This window comes from Sphingomonas eleionomae, assembly GCF_049889035.1.
In the GTDB taxonomy this organism is placed as follows: Bacteria; Pseudomonadota; Alphaproteobacteria; order Sphingomonadales; family Sphingomonadaceae; genus Sphingomonas.
Window position 1 is genome coordinate 117,301 of the sequence record NZ_JBLTWP010000003.1, and the last position, 16,414, is coordinate 133,714.

At 67.5% G+C, this 16,414-nt stretch carries 12 protein-coding genes and 1 tRNA gene; 2 read left to right on the plus strand and 11 right to left on the minus strand.

All coding sequences use genetic code 11. From position 1 onward, the window contains the following. Positions 1 to 19: 19 nt before the first annotated feature. The 10 genes from hrpB to ACNI3Q_RS08800 form a co-directional block, all read right to left on the minus strand. Positions 20 to 2,476, minus strand: coding sequence for an ATP-dependent helicase HrpB (gene hrpB, locus ACNI3Q_RS08755; protein WP_426275855.1), 2,457 nt, complete (start codon positions 2,474 to 2,476; stop codon positions 20 to 22). Between the two features lie 194 nt (positions 2,477 to 2,670). After that, positions 2,671 to 5,520 (minus strand): M16 family metallopeptidase, encoded by a 2,850-nt coding sequence (locus tag ACNI3Q_RS08760; protein ID WP_426275857.1) that lies wholly within the window; start codon positions 5,518 to 5,520, stop codon positions 2,671 to 2,673. A gap of 183 nt (positions 5,521 to 5,703) precedes the next feature. Next, positions 5,704 to 5,779, minus strand: a tRNA-Val gene (locus tag ACNI3Q_RS08765). 63 nt (positions 5,780 to 5,842) lie between these two features. Further along, positions 5,843 to 6,742: a hypothetical protein gene (locus tag ACNI3Q_RS08770; RefSeq protein WP_426275859.1), complete on the minus strand. Its 900-nt coding sequence runs from the start codon at positions 6,740 to 6,742 to the stop codon at positions 5,843 to 5,845. After that, entirely contained in the window at positions 6,739 to 7,626 is an 888-nt protein-coding gene (locus ACNI3Q_RS08775; RefSeq protein WP_426275861.1) for a hypothetical protein, read from the minus strand. The genes ACNI3Q_RS08770 and ACNI3Q_RS08775 overlap by 4 nt, the downstream gene beginning before the upstream one ends. A gap of 68 nt (positions 7,627 to 7,694) precedes the next feature. Continuing rightward, complete coding sequence (locus tag ACNI3Q_RS08780) at positions 7,695 to 9,107, minus strand: NAD(P)(+) transhydrogenase (Re/Si-specific) subunit beta (protein ID WP_426275863.1); 1,413 nt, start codon at positions 9,105 to 9,107, stop codon at positions 7,695 to 7,697. A gap of 4 nt (positions 9,108 to 9,111) precedes the next feature. Then, on the minus strand, positions 9,112 to 9,390 hold the full coding sequence (locus ACNI3Q_RS08785; protein ID WP_426275865.1) for a proton-translocating transhydrogenase family protein: 279 nt from the start codon (positions 9,388 to 9,390) through the stop codon (positions 9,112 to 9,114). 9 nt (positions 9,391 to 9,399) lie between these two features. Then, a complete protein-coding gene (locus ACNI3Q_RS08790; RefSeq protein WP_426276660.1) occupies positions 9,400 to 9,765 on the minus strand; it encodes an endonuclease domain-containing protein in 366 nt (121 codons plus the stop codon). A gap of 124 nt (positions 9,766 to 9,889) precedes the next feature. Beyond that, on the minus strand, positions 9,890 to 11,014 hold the full coding sequence (locus ACNI3Q_RS08795; protein ID WP_426275867.1) for an NAD(P) transhydrogenase subunit alpha: 1,125 nt from the start codon (positions 11,012 to 11,014) through the stop codon (positions 9,890 to 9,892). Position 11,015: 1 nt separating this feature from the next. Further along, the gene (locus ACNI3Q_RS08800) at positions 11,016 to 11,141 is read right to left on the minus strand and encodes an aa3-type cytochrome c oxidase subunit IV (RefSeq protein ID WP_260021820.1); all 126 of its coding nucleotides are present in this window, start codon (positions 11,139 to 11,141) and stop codon (positions 11,016 to 11,018) included. A 198-nt stretch (positions 11,142 to 11,339) separates the two neighbouring features. Here ACNI3Q_RS08800 and ACNI3Q_RS08805 point away from each other — a divergent pair, with 198 nt between their 5' ends. Both ACNI3Q_RS08805 and ACNI3Q_RS08810 read left to right on the plus strand, forming a co-directional pair. Further along, the gene (locus ACNI3Q_RS08805; protein WP_426275869.1) at positions 11,340 to 12,767 is read left to right on the plus strand and encodes a sigma-54-dependent transcriptional regulator; all 1,428 of its coding nucleotides are present in this window, start codon (positions 11,340 to 11,342) and stop codon (positions 12,765 to 12,767) included. 84 nt (positions 12,768 to 12,851) lie between these two features. Beyond that, positions 12,852 to 14,894, plus strand: coding sequence for a S9 family peptidase (locus ACNI3Q_RS08810; protein ID WP_426275871.1), 2,043 nt, complete (start codon positions 12,852 to 12,854; stop codon positions 14,892 to 14,894). A gap of 164 nt (positions 14,895 to 15,058) precedes the next feature. Here ACNI3Q_RS08810 and ACNI3Q_RS08815 read toward each other — a convergent pair whose 3' ends face one another. Next, entirely contained in the window at positions 15,059 to 16,396 is a 1,338-nt protein-coding gene (locus ACNI3Q_RS08815) for an ABC1 kinase family protein (protein ID WP_426275873.1), read from the minus strand. Positions 16,397 to 16,414 lie beyond the last annotated feature (18 nt).

Sequence of the window (16,414 nt, forward strand, 5' to 3'; positions counted from 1 at the left end):
CGGTTCGACAAGCGGGGGATCACCCGCCGCGCCGCCGGGCATCGGCATTTTTCGTGCGCAGCGTGGCTGCCGCCCCGGCCGGATCGTCGGGCCAGGGGTGGCGGGGATAACGGCCGCGCATTTCCTTTGCCACCGCCGCCCAGCTGCCCGCCCAGAAGCCGGGCAAATCGCGCGTCGTCTGAATGGGCCGGCCGGCGGGCGAGGTGAGGCTGAGCACCAGCGGCACGCGACCGCCGCCGACCATGGGATGGGCGGCAAGGCCGAACAGCGCCTGTGGCCGACATTCGACGCGGGGGCCGCCCTCTGCGCCATAATCGATGGCGTGGCTGGACCCGGCGGGGGTTTCCAGCCGGGCGGGGGCGAGGCGATTGATCGCCTGAAGCGCGTCCCAGCCCAGCAGCCCTTCCAGCACCGTCATCAGCGCGCCGGGGGAAACGGCGTCCAGCCGCCGCTTGCCCGCCAGCAACGGGGGCAGCCAGTCGTCCAGCGAGGCGAGCAGCGTCGCATCGTCGATGGCGACGGCATGGCCGCCCTGTTCAGCCGCGAAACGCGCGCGTTGACGCAGCGCCTGTGCCGTGTCCGGCCAGGGGAGCAGGTCAAGCCCATGGCGGCGAACGCCATCGATCAGCGCGGCGGCGATGGCGTCGGCGGGGGCATCGCTGTCCGGCCCGGAGGACAGGCGCAGCGCGCCCAGGCGACGCTGACGGGTGGCGGTGACGCCGCCGGTGGCCGGATCGAAGCGCACATCGCGCACGGTTTCGATGCGGTCGCCATAAAGCTGTTCGATCGTGGCAAGGTCGATCGGGGCGGCGGACAGGATGCGCGCGCCCGCCGCCGACCCCTGGGTTTCGCCCACCGCCAGCCATTCGCTGCCCGCGAGCGACGATGCGGGATCGAGCCGGAACCCCCGTCCGCCGACACTGGCCCATTGTTCGCCCGTGGCATCGCGGCGGCGGGCGATGCGATCAGGGAAGGCGAGGGCGAGGGGGATAGCCGTTCCATCACCGGTTGCACCTCCGTCTGTTCCATCCACCATGGAGGCCCATCTTTTCGCCAGTTTGCGCCCCGATTCGGCTCTTGGGCCGCGTTCGGTGCGCCAGCGGCGCAGGCGCAGATCCAGATCGGGGTCGGCGCCGCCAAGGCCGCGTTCGGACATCAGCACCGCAACCTCAGCCGCGCGCCCGGCCAGGCCAAGCTCGCCCGCAGCGATCAGCATATGCGACAGGCGTGGGCTGAGCGGCAGGCGGGCAATGGCGTGGCCATGCGGCGTCGGGCGGGCATCGCCGTCCAGCGCCCCCAGCGCCGTCAGCCGCGCCCGCGCCTCTGCCACCCCTGCTTCCGGCGGGGGATCGAGCCAGGCAAGGGTGCGCGGATCGGCAACGCCCCAGATTGCGCAGTCGAGCAGCAGCTGACTCAGATCCGCCTCAAGGATTTCGGGCGGATCATAGGGCGGCATCCCGGCGGTGGCCGCGGCCTCCCACAGGCGATAGGCGACGCCCGGCCCCTGACGCGCGGCGCGGCCCGCGCGCTGGGTAGCGGCGGCCTGACTGGCGCGTTCGGTGACAAGCCGGGTCATGCCAGCGGCGCGATCATAGCGGGGCCGGCGGGCAAGGCCGCTGTCCACCACGATCCGGATGCCGTCGAGGGTCAGCGAGGTTTCGGCGATGCTGGTCGCCAGCACCAGCTTGCGCATCCCGTCCGGTTCGGCGGCGATGGCCGCGCGCTGATCGCGGGGGTCAACCTGACCGTGCAACCGGTGCAGGCGGATGCCGGACAGGCCCGCCAGCCGATCCGCCGTCCGTTCGATCTCCGCCACGCCGGGCAGGAAGGCGAGGAGGCCGCCCTCTGCCTCCGCCAGCGCGCGACGGATGGCGGCGGCCATGCTGTCCTCGATCCGCGCTTCTGCCGCCCGGCCCAGATGGACGAGATCGAGGGGGAAGCTGCGCCCTTCGGACCGGATCACCGGCGCATCGCCGAGCATCGCGGCATAGCGCGCACCGTCGAGCGTGGCGGACATCGGCACGATGCGCAGGTCCGGCCGGAACGCAGCCTGCGCATCCAGCGCAAGGGCGAGGCCGAAATCGCTGTCGAGGCTGCGTTCGTGCACTTCGTCGAACAGGACGGCAGAGACGCCCGTCAGTTCCGGATCCGATTGGATGCGGCGGACGAAGATCCCCTCTGTCACCACGGTCACGCGGGTGGCGGCGGACCGTTTGCTGTCCATGCGCGTCGCATAGCCATAGGTACGGCCGACCGGTTCCCCGGCCAGCGCGGCCATGCGTTCGGCGGCGGCGCGGGCGGTAATGCGGCGGGGGGAGAGCAGGATCACCTCTCCGTCGCACCAAGGCCGTTCGAGCAGGGCGGGGGACACCGCCGTCGTCTTGCCCGCGCCGGGCGGGGCGACCAGCACGGCGTTCGATCCGGCATCGAGGGCGGCGACAAGATCGGGCAGGACAGCGTGGATGGGCAGGGTCATTTCAGGCGTTCGCAGGCGCGGAAGGTGGCGAAGGTGATGCCATGTCGGCATGAAAATGCCTGCCGTGCGATCCGCGCACAGGGGTGTACGGGATCGGGCCGGGTGCGGACGGTTCGGGACATGGACGCGCTTATGACGGAATATGCCGGGGCAGGACAGGCCGGGGCGGGCGAACCCGGCCGTCCCCTTCCCCCCTATTTCAGCGGCGGGACCATCACCGGCTTGCCATAGCCAAGCGCCTCCAGCCGCCCGGCCTGGGTCGCGGCATCGCCGACCACGACGACGATCATCTTGTCCGTATCGAGATAGGTCCGCGCAATCCGCTGAACCGTCGGTTTGTCCAGCGCGGCCAGCGCCGCATTTTCCCGCGCGATGTAATCGGCGGGCAGGCCGTCATCGCCGATCCGGGCGAGCAGGCCGAGCTTTGCCGCGGGCGTTTCGAACGATCGCGCCCGCGCCTTGGCCAGCGATTCGCGGGTCAGGGCAAGGTCGGCATCGGTATAGGTCGCGCCATAATCGCGCATGAGGTCGCGCATCAGCGTGGCGGATTCCAGCGTGACGTTCGCGCGGACGGGCGCGCTTAGCTGAACCCGGCCGCCGGTGCTGTCGCCGTCAAACCGCGATCCGGCGGAATAGGTATAGCCTTTCCCCTCCCGCAATTCCTGGGTCAGGCGCGAGGCAAAGCCGCCGCCGCCGAGAATGAAGTTGCTGGCATAGCCGGGGAAGAAATCCGGGGCGCTGCGTGCGACGCCGGGCCGGGCGAACAGGATTGCGGACTGTTTCGCGCCGGGCACGTCATAGAAATAGACCTGCGTCCTTGCCGGTGCGGCAAAGCTGATGCTGCCCAGCGGTTTTGGCGCGGCGGTTGCCGTCCATGCTGCGGCGAGCGGGGCAAAGGCGGCGGTCACCTGACCCTGGGTCACGGCACCCGTCACGCGGATGCGCGATGCGCGCGGCGAATAGGTATCGGCCATGAAGCGTTTCAGATCGTCCATGGTCAGCGCTGCGACCGAGGCGGGGGTGCCACGCACGTCGTTGGCCAGCGCGCCCCGGCCATAGATCACCTGCCGCGCGACCAGTTCGGCCAGTTCCTCCGGCTCTGCCCGCGATGCCTGAATACCCGCGGTTGCAGCGGCCCGGGCCAGCTCCAGCTCCGCCGCGTCCCAGCGCGGCCGGGTGAGCATTTCGCGGACCAGCGCGGCGGTGGCGTCGAAATTGCGGGCCAGCGTCGTGCCGGTGATGACCGTGCGTTCCTGATCCACATCGACGGACAGGCTGGCCCCCAGCGCCTTCAGCGCATTGAGGAATTCCTCGCGCGTCCGGTTCTGGGTCCCGCGCATCAGCATGTCGGCGACCAGGCTGGCCGCACCGGGCTTTGCCGGATCGTCGCGCAGCTGGCCGCCGTCGATCGCGATCTGGAACGCAACGACCGGCAGCTCGCGGTCCTCGATCCCCGATACGCCCATGCCGTTGGCCAGCGTACCGCTCCAGATGGCGGGGGTGGTGACCACGGGCGGCGAGCCAAAGGGCGGCTCCACGCTGCGGTCGATGCGCGACGGAGTGCGGGGCACCTCGGCACGGTCGGCGGTCTGATCCACGGCGGCTTCCGCGCCCTGAACGATCGCCTCCTCCGCCTCCACGACGGCGGTGGATGCGCCGGTCAGGGCCAGCTTTTCCTGCCCCTTTGGCACGGAACCGATTTCCAGCCGGGGGCGGCCGGCGATGTAGCGATCCAGCGCGGCCATGATGTCGGCCGGTGTCGTCGCTTTCAGCCGGGCGAGGTAGCCATCGACCATGTCGGGACGGCGCGACAGGGTTTCGGATTCGGCGATCATCTGAACCTTGCCGCTGACGCTGCCGATCTGTTGGTACAGGCCCGCCTCACGCGTCGCCTTGATCCGCTCCAGGCGTTCGGCGCTGATCCCCTCGCGCTTGAACCGGGCGATCCCGGCGTCGATGGCGGCGGACAGCTTGTCCAGCGGCACGCCGTCGAACCCGCGCGCGATGATGATGGCCATGCCGGCCATCTGATTGTCGAACACAAAGCCGTCGATCGATTCGCTCAGCTTCTGTTCCTCCACGATCGCGCGATAGATCGGGCCATCCGGCGCTTCGGTCAGCGCGGCGAACATCAGCTCGCTGGTGGCGGTGTCCGGCGTTCCTTCGGCCGAGGTGGGCCAGAATACGGAAAGCTGGGGCAGGGGCGCGAAATTGTCGACATGGGTCAGCCGCTTTGTCGCGGGCAGCATGGCAAGCCGCGGCTGCGGAATGTCGGTCGCCTGGCCGCGCGCGATTTCACCGAAATAGCGGTCGACCCAGACACGGACCTGCGCGGGATCGAAATCGCCGGAGATGACCAGGCTGACATTGTTCGGCACATACCAGCGGCGGTAAAAGGCGCGGACATCGTCGATCGTGGCGGCGGACAGATCCGCAAGCGAGCCGATGGTCGTCCAGCTATAGGGATGGTCCGGCGGGAAAAGCGCGGCCTGGGCAATCGGCAGCACCTGACCATAGGGGACATTGTCGTTGCGTTGCCGCTTCTCGTTCTTGACGACCTCGATCTCCTTGGCGACCACGGCGGGGGTCACGGTGTTGATGAAGAAACCGAGCTTGTCCGCCTCGGCCCACAGCATCTTTTCGAGAGCATCGCTGGGCACCGTCTGAAGATAGACCGTCTGATCGAGATTGGTGTAGCCGTTCGCGCCTTCGCCGCCGACCCGCGCCGACAGCTTGTCGAGGCCGCCCGGACCCAGATTTTCGGAATTGAGGAAGAACAGATGCTCGAACAGATGGGCAAAGCCCGTCCGGCCGGGCACTTCGCGCCCCGAACCGACATGGGCGACCAGCGCGACGGCGACGACAGGGTCGGATTTGTCGACATTCATCACGACGCGCAGCCCGTTGGGCAGGGTGTAGCTTTCCGTCGGGATCAGCGCGGAGGTTGCCGTAGCTGCTGGCGGCGTTGCGGTCTGGGCGAGAGCAGGCTGCGCGGCCAGCGCGGCGGCAAGCGCCAGCAGGGCGGCGGAACGACGATAGGACATGAGCGACTCTCCCCTGGCGACCGGTCGCCGATGGCGGGGACGCTATCGGGCGGTTTCGGACAAGTCGAGCAGGGAAGGGGGAATGTCGCCGCGGCAAAGCCGGGCCGTCGATCATTGGCTTTGCCGATGTCGGCCGCATCCGGCGCGCGACACGAAACAGCGTTGCGGTTTCGCTCTCCGGACTGGTGGGCGCTGACGGGCTCGAACCGCCGACCCTCTCGGTGTAAACGAGATGCTCTACCAACTGAGCTAAGCGCCCGGCCGTGCCGGAGGGGCGTCCCTTAGGCCAAGCGGCGTGCGGCGGCAAGATGCCGGGCGGGGATCAGGGGATCGGCAGCCCCTGTTCGGCCAGCGTACCGAGCAGTCGGCGCAGCCGGATGCCCGTATCCGGGCTGAGCGTGATATAGCTGCGCCGCCGGTCAAGGGCATCCGCCTCGCGCACCAGCAGGCCCTGCTGAGTCATCTGGCCGATCCAGCGCAATGCGGTGGTCGACGGGACGGCAGCAGCGATGCACAGGCTGGAAACCGGGACGCGGCGATGCTCCAGCTCCGCCAGCAGCAGGTCGAGCATCATGTCCCATGCCGGATCGCCGAACAAATCGGCCGGAAAATAGCGTTCGCGAAGGCGGCGGGCGCGGATCGCGGCTTTCAGGTCGGATGCGGTGATCGCGCGCACGGGGGCGATATCCGCATCGGGCGGCGGGCCGGCATAGTCGCGCCGCCGGTCGGCCAGCGCGTCGCGTTCCTGAGCCAGGTCGGCCAGCACGCGGGCCATGCGCGCGACCTCTTCATTCAGGCGGCGCAGCTGCGCCTCCATATCGTCGCCGCCTTCGCGAACGGGGGTTCGCCCGTGCCACATGGCCAGCTGGATCGCCGCCATCCGGTCCGCATCGTCCGGATCGCACAACAGGGCAGCGCCGCTGTCCCCCGCCAGCGTCATCATGTGATCGATGGCGTCCAGCGGGGCGGACATTACCCAGCCGCGCCCGGGCGTGCCCGCCATGGCCAGCATCGCATCCGCCGCATCCGGCGACAGCCCGGCAATATCGATGAAACAGGGCGCGCCCGGCGGCACCGGGCCATCGCCCACCGTCCGGGCGACCGCGTCGATCCCGGCACGGGCCAGCAGATCGACGGTCAACCGAACCTCTGCCGACGGGCCAAGGACATGAACCCGATCCGCCGCGTGCAGATCAGCCGCAAACAGGGGCGCACCCCTCATGCGTAGATTTCCGCCAGATCGTCATGGTCGTCGGGCTTTGCCTGAACCAGCGCGTCGGAAATCCCGGCCGCCATCGACACGATCCACGCGGTGCTGACGATGCCGCCCAGCACCCAGGCAATGACACTGACCATGGTGACCGACGAAAAACGCTCGATCAGCAAGTTCTGCATCTGTTGCGGGTCGCTGCCGGGCACCAGCGCGGTCATCAGGCCGCCGAACTGGATTGCGCTGACAATCTGTCCCGCGACGCTAAGGCCGATGACAAGGACCAGCGCGGCCCCGAACATTGGCCAGAACCGCCCCTTTGACAGCCGCCATGCCTCTCCCAGCGCAATCCGCCGATCCGCGACCACCATCGGCCAGGCGAGCGCGAACCGGACGCCGATGAAGATGACGGCGACAAAGGCGAGCAGCATGGCGCCAATAGTCAGCAGCACCGCGCCAGCCCCGGGCGATCCGCCGGACGCGCCGGCAATGCCTGCAGTGATGCCAAGCGGCAGGAAAATGCCGATCATCAGCGCCCCGGAGATCAGCGCCGTGACAATGCCGAGCAGCAGCAGCCGCCCTTCATCCGCGCCAAGGCGCAGAAAGGCAAAGGCGCTGTTTTCGGGATAAAATACCGCGCGATAGGCCGCGGCCCAGATCAGCAGCTGAACGATCATCACCCCGAACTGGACCGCATACAGCGTACCGACACCGCTGAACACCGCCATCGGATCGGCACCCGGATTGCCGGCGGACAGGATCGATCCGAACATCGAAGCCATGCCGAACTGCGAGATTGCCGCCAGCGCGATGTTGATGATGACCCAAATCGCCACCGCAAAAGGCTGTGCCTGAACCAGCCGAAACCCGGCGCCCAAAATCCTGCCGACGTCCATCATTCCCCCCGATGCTGCTGTCCGTCAGGCTAGCAGCAGAGGCGGCCGGGGCAAGCCGGATATGCGCGTCAGTCCAGCGACTTGACGATTTCCTCAACCATCTTTTTCGCGTCAGCCAGCAGCATCATGGTGTTGTCGCGATAGAACACCTCGTTATCCACCCCGGCATAGCCGACGCCGCCCATGCTGCGCTTGATGAACAGCACCGTCTTGGCCTTTTCCACGTCCAGCACGGGCATGCCGTAAATGGGGCTGGACTTGTCAGTCTTGGCAGCGGGGTTGGTGACGTCGTTCGCGCCGATGACAAAGGCGATGTCGGTCTGAGCGAACTCGGAATTGATATCCTCCAGCTCGAACACCTCGTCATATGGGACGTTCGCTTCGGCCAGCAGGACGTTCATATGGCCCGGCATCCGGCCTGCGACGGGGTGGATCGCGTATTTCACGCGGACGCCATGTTCCTTCAGCTTGTCGCCCATTTCGCGAAGGGCATGCTGAGCCTGGGCCACGGCCATGCCGTATCCGGGGACGATGATGACCTGTTCCGCCTGGCTCATCAGGAAGGCCGCGTCCTCGGCGCTGCCGCGCTTCCACGGCCGGTCGACCGCCGCCGCGCCGGCAGGGCCGCTGTCGGTCGCGCCAAAGCCGCCCGCGATCACGCTGATGAAGCTGCGGTTCATCGCCTTGCACATGATGTAGGAAAGGATCGCGCCGGACGAGCCGACCAGCGCGCCAGTGATGATCATGGCGGTGTTGCCAAGGGTGAAGCCCATCGCGGCGGCGGCCCAGCCGGAATAGCTGTTCAGCATCGACACGACGACCGGCATGTCCGCCCCGCCGATCGGGATGATCAGCAGGAAACCGATGGCAAAGGACAGGACGAGGATGGTCCAGAACACCCACTGGCTCTGGTCCTGAGTGAAATAGCCGACCAGCGCGACAATGGCCGCAAGCGTGCCCAGGTTGATGACATGGCGCGCGGGCAGCAGGATCGGTTTGCCGCCCATATTGCCGTTGAGTTTCAGGAACGCGATGACCGAACCGGAAAAGGTGATCGCGCCGATCGCGACGCCAAGGCCAAGCTCGATGCGGCTGACCGTGGCGATCTGACCCGCGGCATCGGCAATGCCGAATGCATCGGGATTGAGATATGCGGCAGCACCGACAAGCACTGCGGCAAGGCCGACGAGGCTGTGGAACCCGGCGACAAGCTGCGGCATGTCGGTCATCGCGATCTTGCGCGCGGTGACGATGCCGATGGCTGCACCGATGCCGATGGCGATCAGGATTTCAGGCAGCGCGGCGACCTCATGCGTGATCAGCGTGGTGACCACCGCGATCGTCATGCCGATCATGCCATAGCGATTGCCCGCGCGGCTGGTCGACGGGCTGGACAGGCCGCGTAGCGCGAGGATGAAGCAGACGCCCGCCACCAGATAGGCGAGCGCGACCCATGGATTGATTGGTGCGGCCTCGTGCATGGGCTCAGCCCTTCTTCTTGTACATGGCGAGCATCCGCTCGGTGACGGCGAACCCGCCGAAGATGTTGATGCTGGCCAGCACCACGCCGAGCAGGCCCAGCCATTTCGCGACCGGCGAACCGGCAGCCGCCGCCGCGATCAGCGCGCCGACGATGATGACCGAGGAGATCGCGTTCGTCACCGCCATCAGCGGCGTGTGCAGCGCAGGCGTGACCGACCAGACGACATAATAGCCCACGAAACAGGCCATGACGAAGATCGACAGGATCGAGATGAAGTCCATGGGCTTTCCTTAATCCTCCCCGGAACGGCTCTGGGCCATGTTGGCGAGATCGATGACAACAGCGTCCAGATCATTCAACACGTCGCAGGCCGGATAACGGATCACTGTCAGGCCGCGTTCTGCAAACCATCGGTCCCGACTGGCGTCGCGTGCCTGACGATCGCCCCGTTCATGAGCTTCGCCATCAATTTCAACGATCAGTTTCGCCTGATGGCAATAAAAGTCCGCAACATAGGGGCCGGACGGATGCTGGCGGCGGAATTTAAGGCCAGCGGGACGTCGCCGAAGCGCCTGCCATAGCAAAACCTCTGGCAGCGACATCTCCCTTCGCAGCGCTGTAGCCCGCTGATTGATTCCGGCTGATCCTTGCAGCACCTTCAAATCCTCCCCTGCAAGGGGAGGTGGCAGGCCGAAGGCCTGACGGAGGGGTATCGCGCCATCGGGAGGGGGACACCCCTCCGTCGCGCTACGCGCGCCACCTCCCCTTGCAGGGGAGGAGTCATGAGGCCAGCAGCCTGTCGTTCACGACCTTGCCGCCCTGGGTCAGGCGGATGGCGGTGCCTATTTCCTCGTCCAGCACGGGCTTGCCGGATTCCTTGTCCCAGAAGGCGGACAGGAAGTTGAACAGGTTGCGGCTGAACAGGGCGCTGGCGTCGGCGGCCAGGCGGCTGGCGACGTTCTTGTGGCCGACGATCTTGACGCCGTGGATCGTCACGACCTCGCCCGGCACCGATCCTTCGACATTGCCGCCGCTTTCCACCGCCAGGTCGACGATGACGCTGCCGGGCCGCATCGACGCGATCTGGGCGTCCGAGATCAGGCGCGGGGCGGGGCGGCCGGGGATCAGCGCCGTGGTGATGACGATGTCCTGCTTGGCGATGTGCGATGATACCAGTTCGGCCTGCGCGGCCTTGTATTCGTCGCTCATTTCGGTGGCATAGCCGCCCGACCCTTCGCCTTCGATACCCTTCACGGCTTCGACAAAGATCGGCTTGGCACCCAGCGACAGGATTTGTTCCTTGGTAGCGGAACGCACGTCGGTTGCCGACACCTGAGCGCCCAGGCGGCGCGCGGTGGCAATCGCCTGAAGCCCCGCGACGCCGACGCCCATCACGAATACGCGCGCGGCCGACACGGTGCCCGCCGCGGTCATCATCATCGGAAAGGCGCGGCCATATTCGGACGCCGCGTCCAGCACCGCCTTGTACCCCGACAGGTTCGCTTGCGAGGACAGGATGTCCATGCTCTGTGCGCGCGTGATGCGCGGCATGAATTCCATTGCCAGCGCCTCGATCCCCAGCGCGGCATAGGCGTCGACGCGGGCGCGCTCGCCAAAGGGGTTGAGGCCGGCGGCAAGCCAGGCACCCGATTTGATGCCCGACAGGCTGTCGGGTGCCGGACCCTGAATGCCCAGCAGAATGTCGGCGTCCGCGATCACGCCCGCCCGCGGGGCCAGGGTGGCCCCGGCATCGGCATAGGCCGAATCGGCAATGGCGGCGCCGTTGCCGGCCCCCTGTTCCACCGTCACCGTCGCGCCGAGGCCGACGAATTTCTTGACGGTTTCAGGCGTCGCAGCAACGCGCGCCTCGCCCGGAGCGGTTTCCCGCAGGACGCCGATCTTCACGTCAGGCGATCAGCCAGACGACGAACGCGGCGATGGCAACGGTGATGCCCGTGCCGATTTTCACCATGCGCATGAACCCGTCATAGGTTTGCTGATGAGCCCCGGTATTGCTGCTGTTTCCAGCCATAGATCATCCCCTAAATCGGTCCGGATGGTTGGTCCTGCGCCTATCCTAGCGGCGCAGTCCGTCCGGCTCAAGGTTCGCCTTGCCGCCCCGCGCCGGCAGCGTCAACCAACCGCTGGGGCAGGTGGGCTTAAGAGCAGCTTTACCCATTGCCCCTAGGGTGATCGTCCTGAACCGGGACAAGAGGGGACCCAACCGGCCATGAATCGCAACGGCCAGCGCCTGCTGATGCTGATCGACGACGAGCCTGCGCAGCGCAGGTTGATCGCCGCAATCGCCGCACGTCGCGGGTGGCGCACGCTGTTTGCGGGCGATCCCGAAACGGCGCTGGCGACGCTGGGCACGCCGGACGGCATGATGCTGGATGCGATCATCATCGACAGCTGGGCACAGGAACTGGATGCCGGCGCGCTGATCGCCGAACTGCGCGCCAACCGGCCGCAACTGCCGATCATGGTGCTGACCGCCAACAGCTCTGTCGCAGCCGCCGTGGGGGCCATGCGGTCGGGCGCGACCGATTTCCTGGTCAAGCCGCTGGCGTCCGAACGGTTGCTGGCGGCGCTGGATGCCGCCGTGGGCGCGCGCACGGCGGGCGAATTGCGCCCGCTGACCGAAAAGCTGTCGGCGCAGCTGGGGTTCGAGGAAATCGTCGGGTCCGCGCCCGCATTCCGTACCGCGTTGGCCATCGCCGCCAAATCGGCCCGGTCGCGCGTCCCCGTGCTGATCGAGGGGGAAAGCGGCGTTGGCAAGGAAGTGGTGGCGGAGGCGATCCATGCCGCCAGCCCCCGTGCGCGCAAGCCGATGGTGCGCGTCAATTGCGGCGCGATCCCCGCCAACCTCGTCGAAAGCGAGCTGTTCGGCCATGAAAAGGGCGCGTTCACCGGCGCGTTCGAACGCAAGATCGGCCGGTTTCAGGAAGCCGATGGCGGAACCCTGTTCCTGGACGAAGTGGGCGAGATGCCGATCGAGGCGCAGGTCAAGCTGCTGCGCGCGATCCAGTCGGGCGAGATCCAGCCGCTGGGCGCGCGGCACAGTTTTGTCGTCGATGTCCGCGTGGTTGCGGCGACCAACAAGTCGCTGCCCGAAGAGATCGAGGCCGGGCGGTTCCGTGAGGACCTGTATTACCGGTTGAACGTGGTTCAGGTGACGATCCCGCCGCTGCGCGAGCGATTGGGCGATATCCCGGCGCTGGCCCGCCACCTGCTGGCGCGGATTGCGGAGCAGCCGGGGCTGCGCCCGCTGGGCATCACGGACGAGGCGCTGGCGCTGCTGGCGACGTATGACTGGCCGGGCAATGTCCGCCAGTTTCAGAACGCACTGTTCCGCGCATCCGTGCTGTGCGAGGGCGATGCGCTGACCCGCGCCGATTTCCCGCAGATCGCGCAGCTGGCTGCGGGTGGCCAGACGGCCCAGCCCGGCCACCGCGTCCATGCCAATTCGGGCGGCGTCACGCTGTTCACCCCGGACGGCAATCTGCGCGCGCTGGAGGAGATCGAGGCGGACGTGATCCGGCTGGCGATCGGCCATTATCGCGGGCGGATGACCGAAGTTGCGCGGCGGCTGGGGATCGGGCGATCGACCCTGTACCGCAAGCTGGGCGAGCTTGGCATCGATCAAAGCGCGGCCTGACCGCGCGTCCCCCTTGACCCGCGCCGATGCGCGGCGACAAAAGCCCCCGATGCGGCGTTCCGCCGATGGGGAGCAGGATCCACAATGAAGCCCGTTTTCATGCTGCTGCTGGGCGCCGGCCTGACGCTTGGCGCGCCGGCCACTGCCCAGCGCGCGGTAACGCCCGATGATATCGCCCGGCTGGCGCGGGTGGAGGACCCGGATGTCGATCCGGCGGGACAATGGGTCGCCTATAGCGTCCAGACGACCGACCTGGACGCGGACCGGACCGACAAGCATCTGTGGATGACCCGGTGGGACGGCAGCGCATCGGTGCAGCTGACCGGGCGCAAGGGCGAGCGGGAATCGAAGCCGCGGTTCAGCCCGGATGGCCGCTATCTCGCGTTCCTGTCCGGCCGCGCGGCAGAGGGGGACAAGGATGGCGATGCCCTGTGGCTGATGCCGCGCGCGGGCGGCGAGGGCGAGAAGCTGCCCGGCATCAAGGGGTCGGTCGATGATTTCGCCTGGTCGCCGGATGGCAAGCGGCTGGCGCTGATCGTCACCGACCCAGAGCCGGAGGTCGATGCCAAGGACGGCAAAACGGACGGCAAGGCGGACGACAAGGCCAAGGACCAGCCAAAGCCGATCGTGATCGACCGGTTTCAGTTCAAGCAGGATTATGTCGGCTATCTGGGCAAGCAGCGGCAGCGGCTGTGGCTGTATGATCTGGCCACTCGGACCGCGCGGCGGCTGACCACCGGCAATTTCGACGAAAGTTTGCCCGCCTGGTCGCCCGATGGCACGCGCATCGCCTTTGCCTCCAACCGCGCGGCCGATCCAGACCGGACGCATGACAGCAACCTGTTCGTGGTGACCGTGGGCGACAAGCCCGCCGAGCCGAAGGTGCTGACGACATATGAGGGCGCGGACGCCGATGTCGGCGGCGACAGCTATCCGGCGTGGAGCCCGGACGGGCGCAGCATCGCCTATATCCAGGGCGGGCCGGTGAAGCTGATCGGTTATGGCGTGCAAGTGCTGGCGGTGGTGCCGTCGGCGGGCGGGGCGGCGCGGGTGTTGACGCCCGCGCTGGACCGCAACGTCACCCGGCCGGTGTGGAGCCCGGATGGTCAGTCCATCCGCTTTCAGGTGGAGGACGACGGCAATGTCCGCATTGCCGAGGTGGCCGCGGCCAGCGGCGATGTGCGCGACTTGGCGCGGGTGACGGGGACGTTCGGTGCGATGGATGCCGGACCGGGCGGGGCGCTGGTCGCGCTGCATTCCAACCCCGCGCTGCCGGACGAGGTGTTCGCGATCGAGGGCGGCAAGCCGCGCCAGCTGTCGCGTCATAACGAGGCGTGGCTGAAATCCGTCAAGCTGGCCCGGGTCGAGCCGACGCGCTTTACCTCAGCCGACGGAACCGAGGTGCACGGGTTCCTGATCACGCCGTCGGACGCGCCAAAGGGCCGCCGCCTGCCGACGATCCTTTATAATCACGGCGGCCCGCAGGCGCAGTTCGACGCCGGGTTCGACATTGGCTGGCAAGTGCTGGCCGGCGCGGGATACGCCATCGTGTCGACCAATCCCCGCGGCAGCACCGGCCGCGGCCAGGCGTTTTCAGCGGCGCTCTATGCCGATTGGGGCGGCCCGGCCGTGCCGGACGCGCTGGCCGGGGTGGATGATGCGGTCAAGCGCGGCATTGCCGATCCACAGCGCCTGTATATCGGCGGCTGGTCCTATGGCGGCATGCTGACCAATTACGTCATCGCCAGCGACACCCGGTTCAAGGCGGCGGTGAGCGGGGCGAGCATTTCCAACGTGCTGGCCGGATATGGCACCGACCATTATATCCGCGATTACGAGACGGAGCTGGGCACGCCCTGGGCCAACACCGACGTGTGGATGAAGAACAGCTATCCGTTCTACAAGGCCGACCGGATCAAGACGCCGACCCTGTTCATGGTGGGCGAAAAGGACCTGAACGTCCCCGCGCTGAACAGCGAGCAGATGTATCAGGCGCTGAGCAGCCTGAAGATCGAGACGCAGCTGATCGTTTATCCCGGCCAGTTCCACGGAATTACCCGGCCAAGTTTCCTGAAGGACCGGATGGAGCGGTGGCTCGCCTGGTTCAAGGCGCATGGCGGGGTTTGACGGCATCCTTTCCCTGACGGCTGACAGGGGAAAGCATGGCCGGGGTGCAGTTTCCATCCATCCCGCTCAGGCTGAGCTTGTCGAAGCATCTTTACGGCAGCTTGGCCGGGGAAGCATCCTTCGACAGGCTCAGGATGAGCGAGCGGGCGAGGCGCTGCCTGCCCTCAGCCCGGCACGCGGTCGCGCCAGGCGGCGACCATGGATTTGACATCAACCCGCGCCCTGAGCCGCGCGGCGAGCAGGGCGGTGCCGCTGATCTTGCGCTGAGCGAACAGGGTTTCGATGGGCGGCAGGTGCCAGACAGCGCGGTCGGCGGCGACGGCCATTCCCTGTTCGCGCAGGGCGTGGACGACGGCGCGGTCGGCAAAGTCGAACGGCCCGTCGCGGCCAAGTTCGCCCATCACCGCGTCGATCATCTGGCGCACCGTTTCGGGATGCCGTTCCACCAGCGGCTGTGACATGAATCCCGCCGCCAGTGACGCCTCGCGCACCCGGTCGGCATCGCCATCCAGTCCGGCCATCAGCATCCGGTGATAGCCGAGCGCCGTGGCCGTCGTCACGGGCCGGGCCGCGCCGAAATCGAGCAGCACCAGCCGGCCCGTTTCCGGCTGAACCCGGTAATTGGCGAAATTGGGATCGGTCTGCATCCAGCCGAATTCGAACAGTTCGCGCAGCACCAGGTCAATGAGGTTGGTCATCAGCCGGTCGCGCACCGCCTGATCCGCATCCTCCATCCGTTCGATGGACACGCCATCGACATAGGTCATGGCGAGCACGCGGTCAGCGGTGAATTCGGTGTCCAGCGCGGGCACGACATAACGGTCGTCGCCGTCGAGCAGCGTGCGGAACCGCTCCATCTGCTCGCCCTCGCGCAGGTAATCCGCCTCTTCATGCAGCTGTCGCTTGGCCTCGGCCAGCAGCATGTCGAGGTCGATCGTGTCGGGCAGCAGGCCGGTCAGGCGCAGCAGGGTGGCGACATTGTCGACATCGCTGTCGATGCTTTCGCGCACGCCGGGATACTGAACCTTGATTGCAAGATCGCGCCCGTCGCGGGTGGTGGCCCGGTGCACCTGACCGATCGAGGCCGCCGCGATGGGCCGCGCGCCGAACCGGGCAAAGCGGGTGCGCCAGTCCCGGCCCCAATGCTGCGCCAGCACTCGCTGAAGCTGTTCGGGTGGCATATGCTGGGCATCGGCCCGCAGCCGGGCAAGGATGTCGGTCAGTTCCTGAGGCAGCACATCGCCCGCGTCCATCGACACGAGCTGGCCCAGCTTCATCGCCGCGCCGCGCAGCTGGGCCAGCTGTTTCGTGACGCGCATCGCGTTGGCGGGGGTGAGCAACAGGTCGGTGCGGCTGGGCCGCTTACCGGCCGCCAGCTGGCGTGCGCCCTCTGCCAGCATCCCGCCCGCGACGCCCCCAGCCAGCGCGCCGAAGCGGGAGAGGCGGGCGATGCGCCCTTGCGGTACTGCGCGGCCGCGCTCGTCAACGGGATTGCTTGCCATGGTGCGGATATGGGGGCC

What these genes read in the sequence shown, in the direction of transcription:
- ACNI3Q_RS08785 (WP_426275865.1), bottom strand. Translation starts at nt 9,390, where the DNA reads ATGGACTTCATCTCGATCCTGTCGATCTTCGTCATGGCCTGTTTCGTG.
- ACNI3Q_RS08775 (WP_426275861.1), bottom strand. Translation starts at nt 7,626, where the DNA reads ATGGACGTCGGCAGGATTTTGGGCGCCGGGTTTCGGCTGGTTCAGGCA.
- ACNI3Q_RS08760 (WP_426275857.1), bottom strand. Translation starts at nt 5,520, where the DNA reads ATGTCCTATCGTCGTTCCGCCGCCCTGCTGGCGCTTGCCGCCGCGCTG.
- ACNI3Q_RS08770 (WP_426275859.1), bottom strand. Translation starts at nt 6,742, where the DNA reads ATGAGGGGTGCGCCCCTGTTTGCGGCTGATCTGCACGCGGCGGATCGG.
- ACNI3Q_RS08800 (WP_260021820.1), bottom strand. Translation starts at nt 11,141, where the DNA reads ATGGCTGGAAACAGCAGCAATACCGGGGCTCATCAGCAAACCTATGAC.
- ACNI3Q_RS08780 (WP_426275863.1), bottom strand. Translation starts at nt 9,107, where the DNA reads ATGCACGAGGCCGCACCAATCAATCCATGGGTCGCGCTCGCCTATCTG.
- ACNI3Q_RS08805 (WP_426275869.1), top strand. Translation starts at nt 11,340, where the DNA reads ATGAATCGCAACGGCCAGCGCCTGCTGATGCTGATCGACGACGAGCCT.
- ACNI3Q_RS08810 (WP_426275871.1), top strand. Translation starts at nt 12,852, where the DNA reads ATGAAGCCCGTTTTCATGCTGCTGCTGGGCGCCGGCCTGACGCTTGGC.
- ACNI3Q_RS08815 (WP_426275873.1), bottom strand. Translation starts at nt 16,396, where the DNA reads ATGGCAAGCAATCCCGTTGACGAGCGCGGCCGCGCAGTACCGCAAGGG.
- hrpB (WP_426275855.1), bottom strand. Translation starts at nt 2,476, where the DNA reads ATGACCCTGCCCATCCACGCTGTCCTGCCCGATCTTGTCGCCGCCCTC.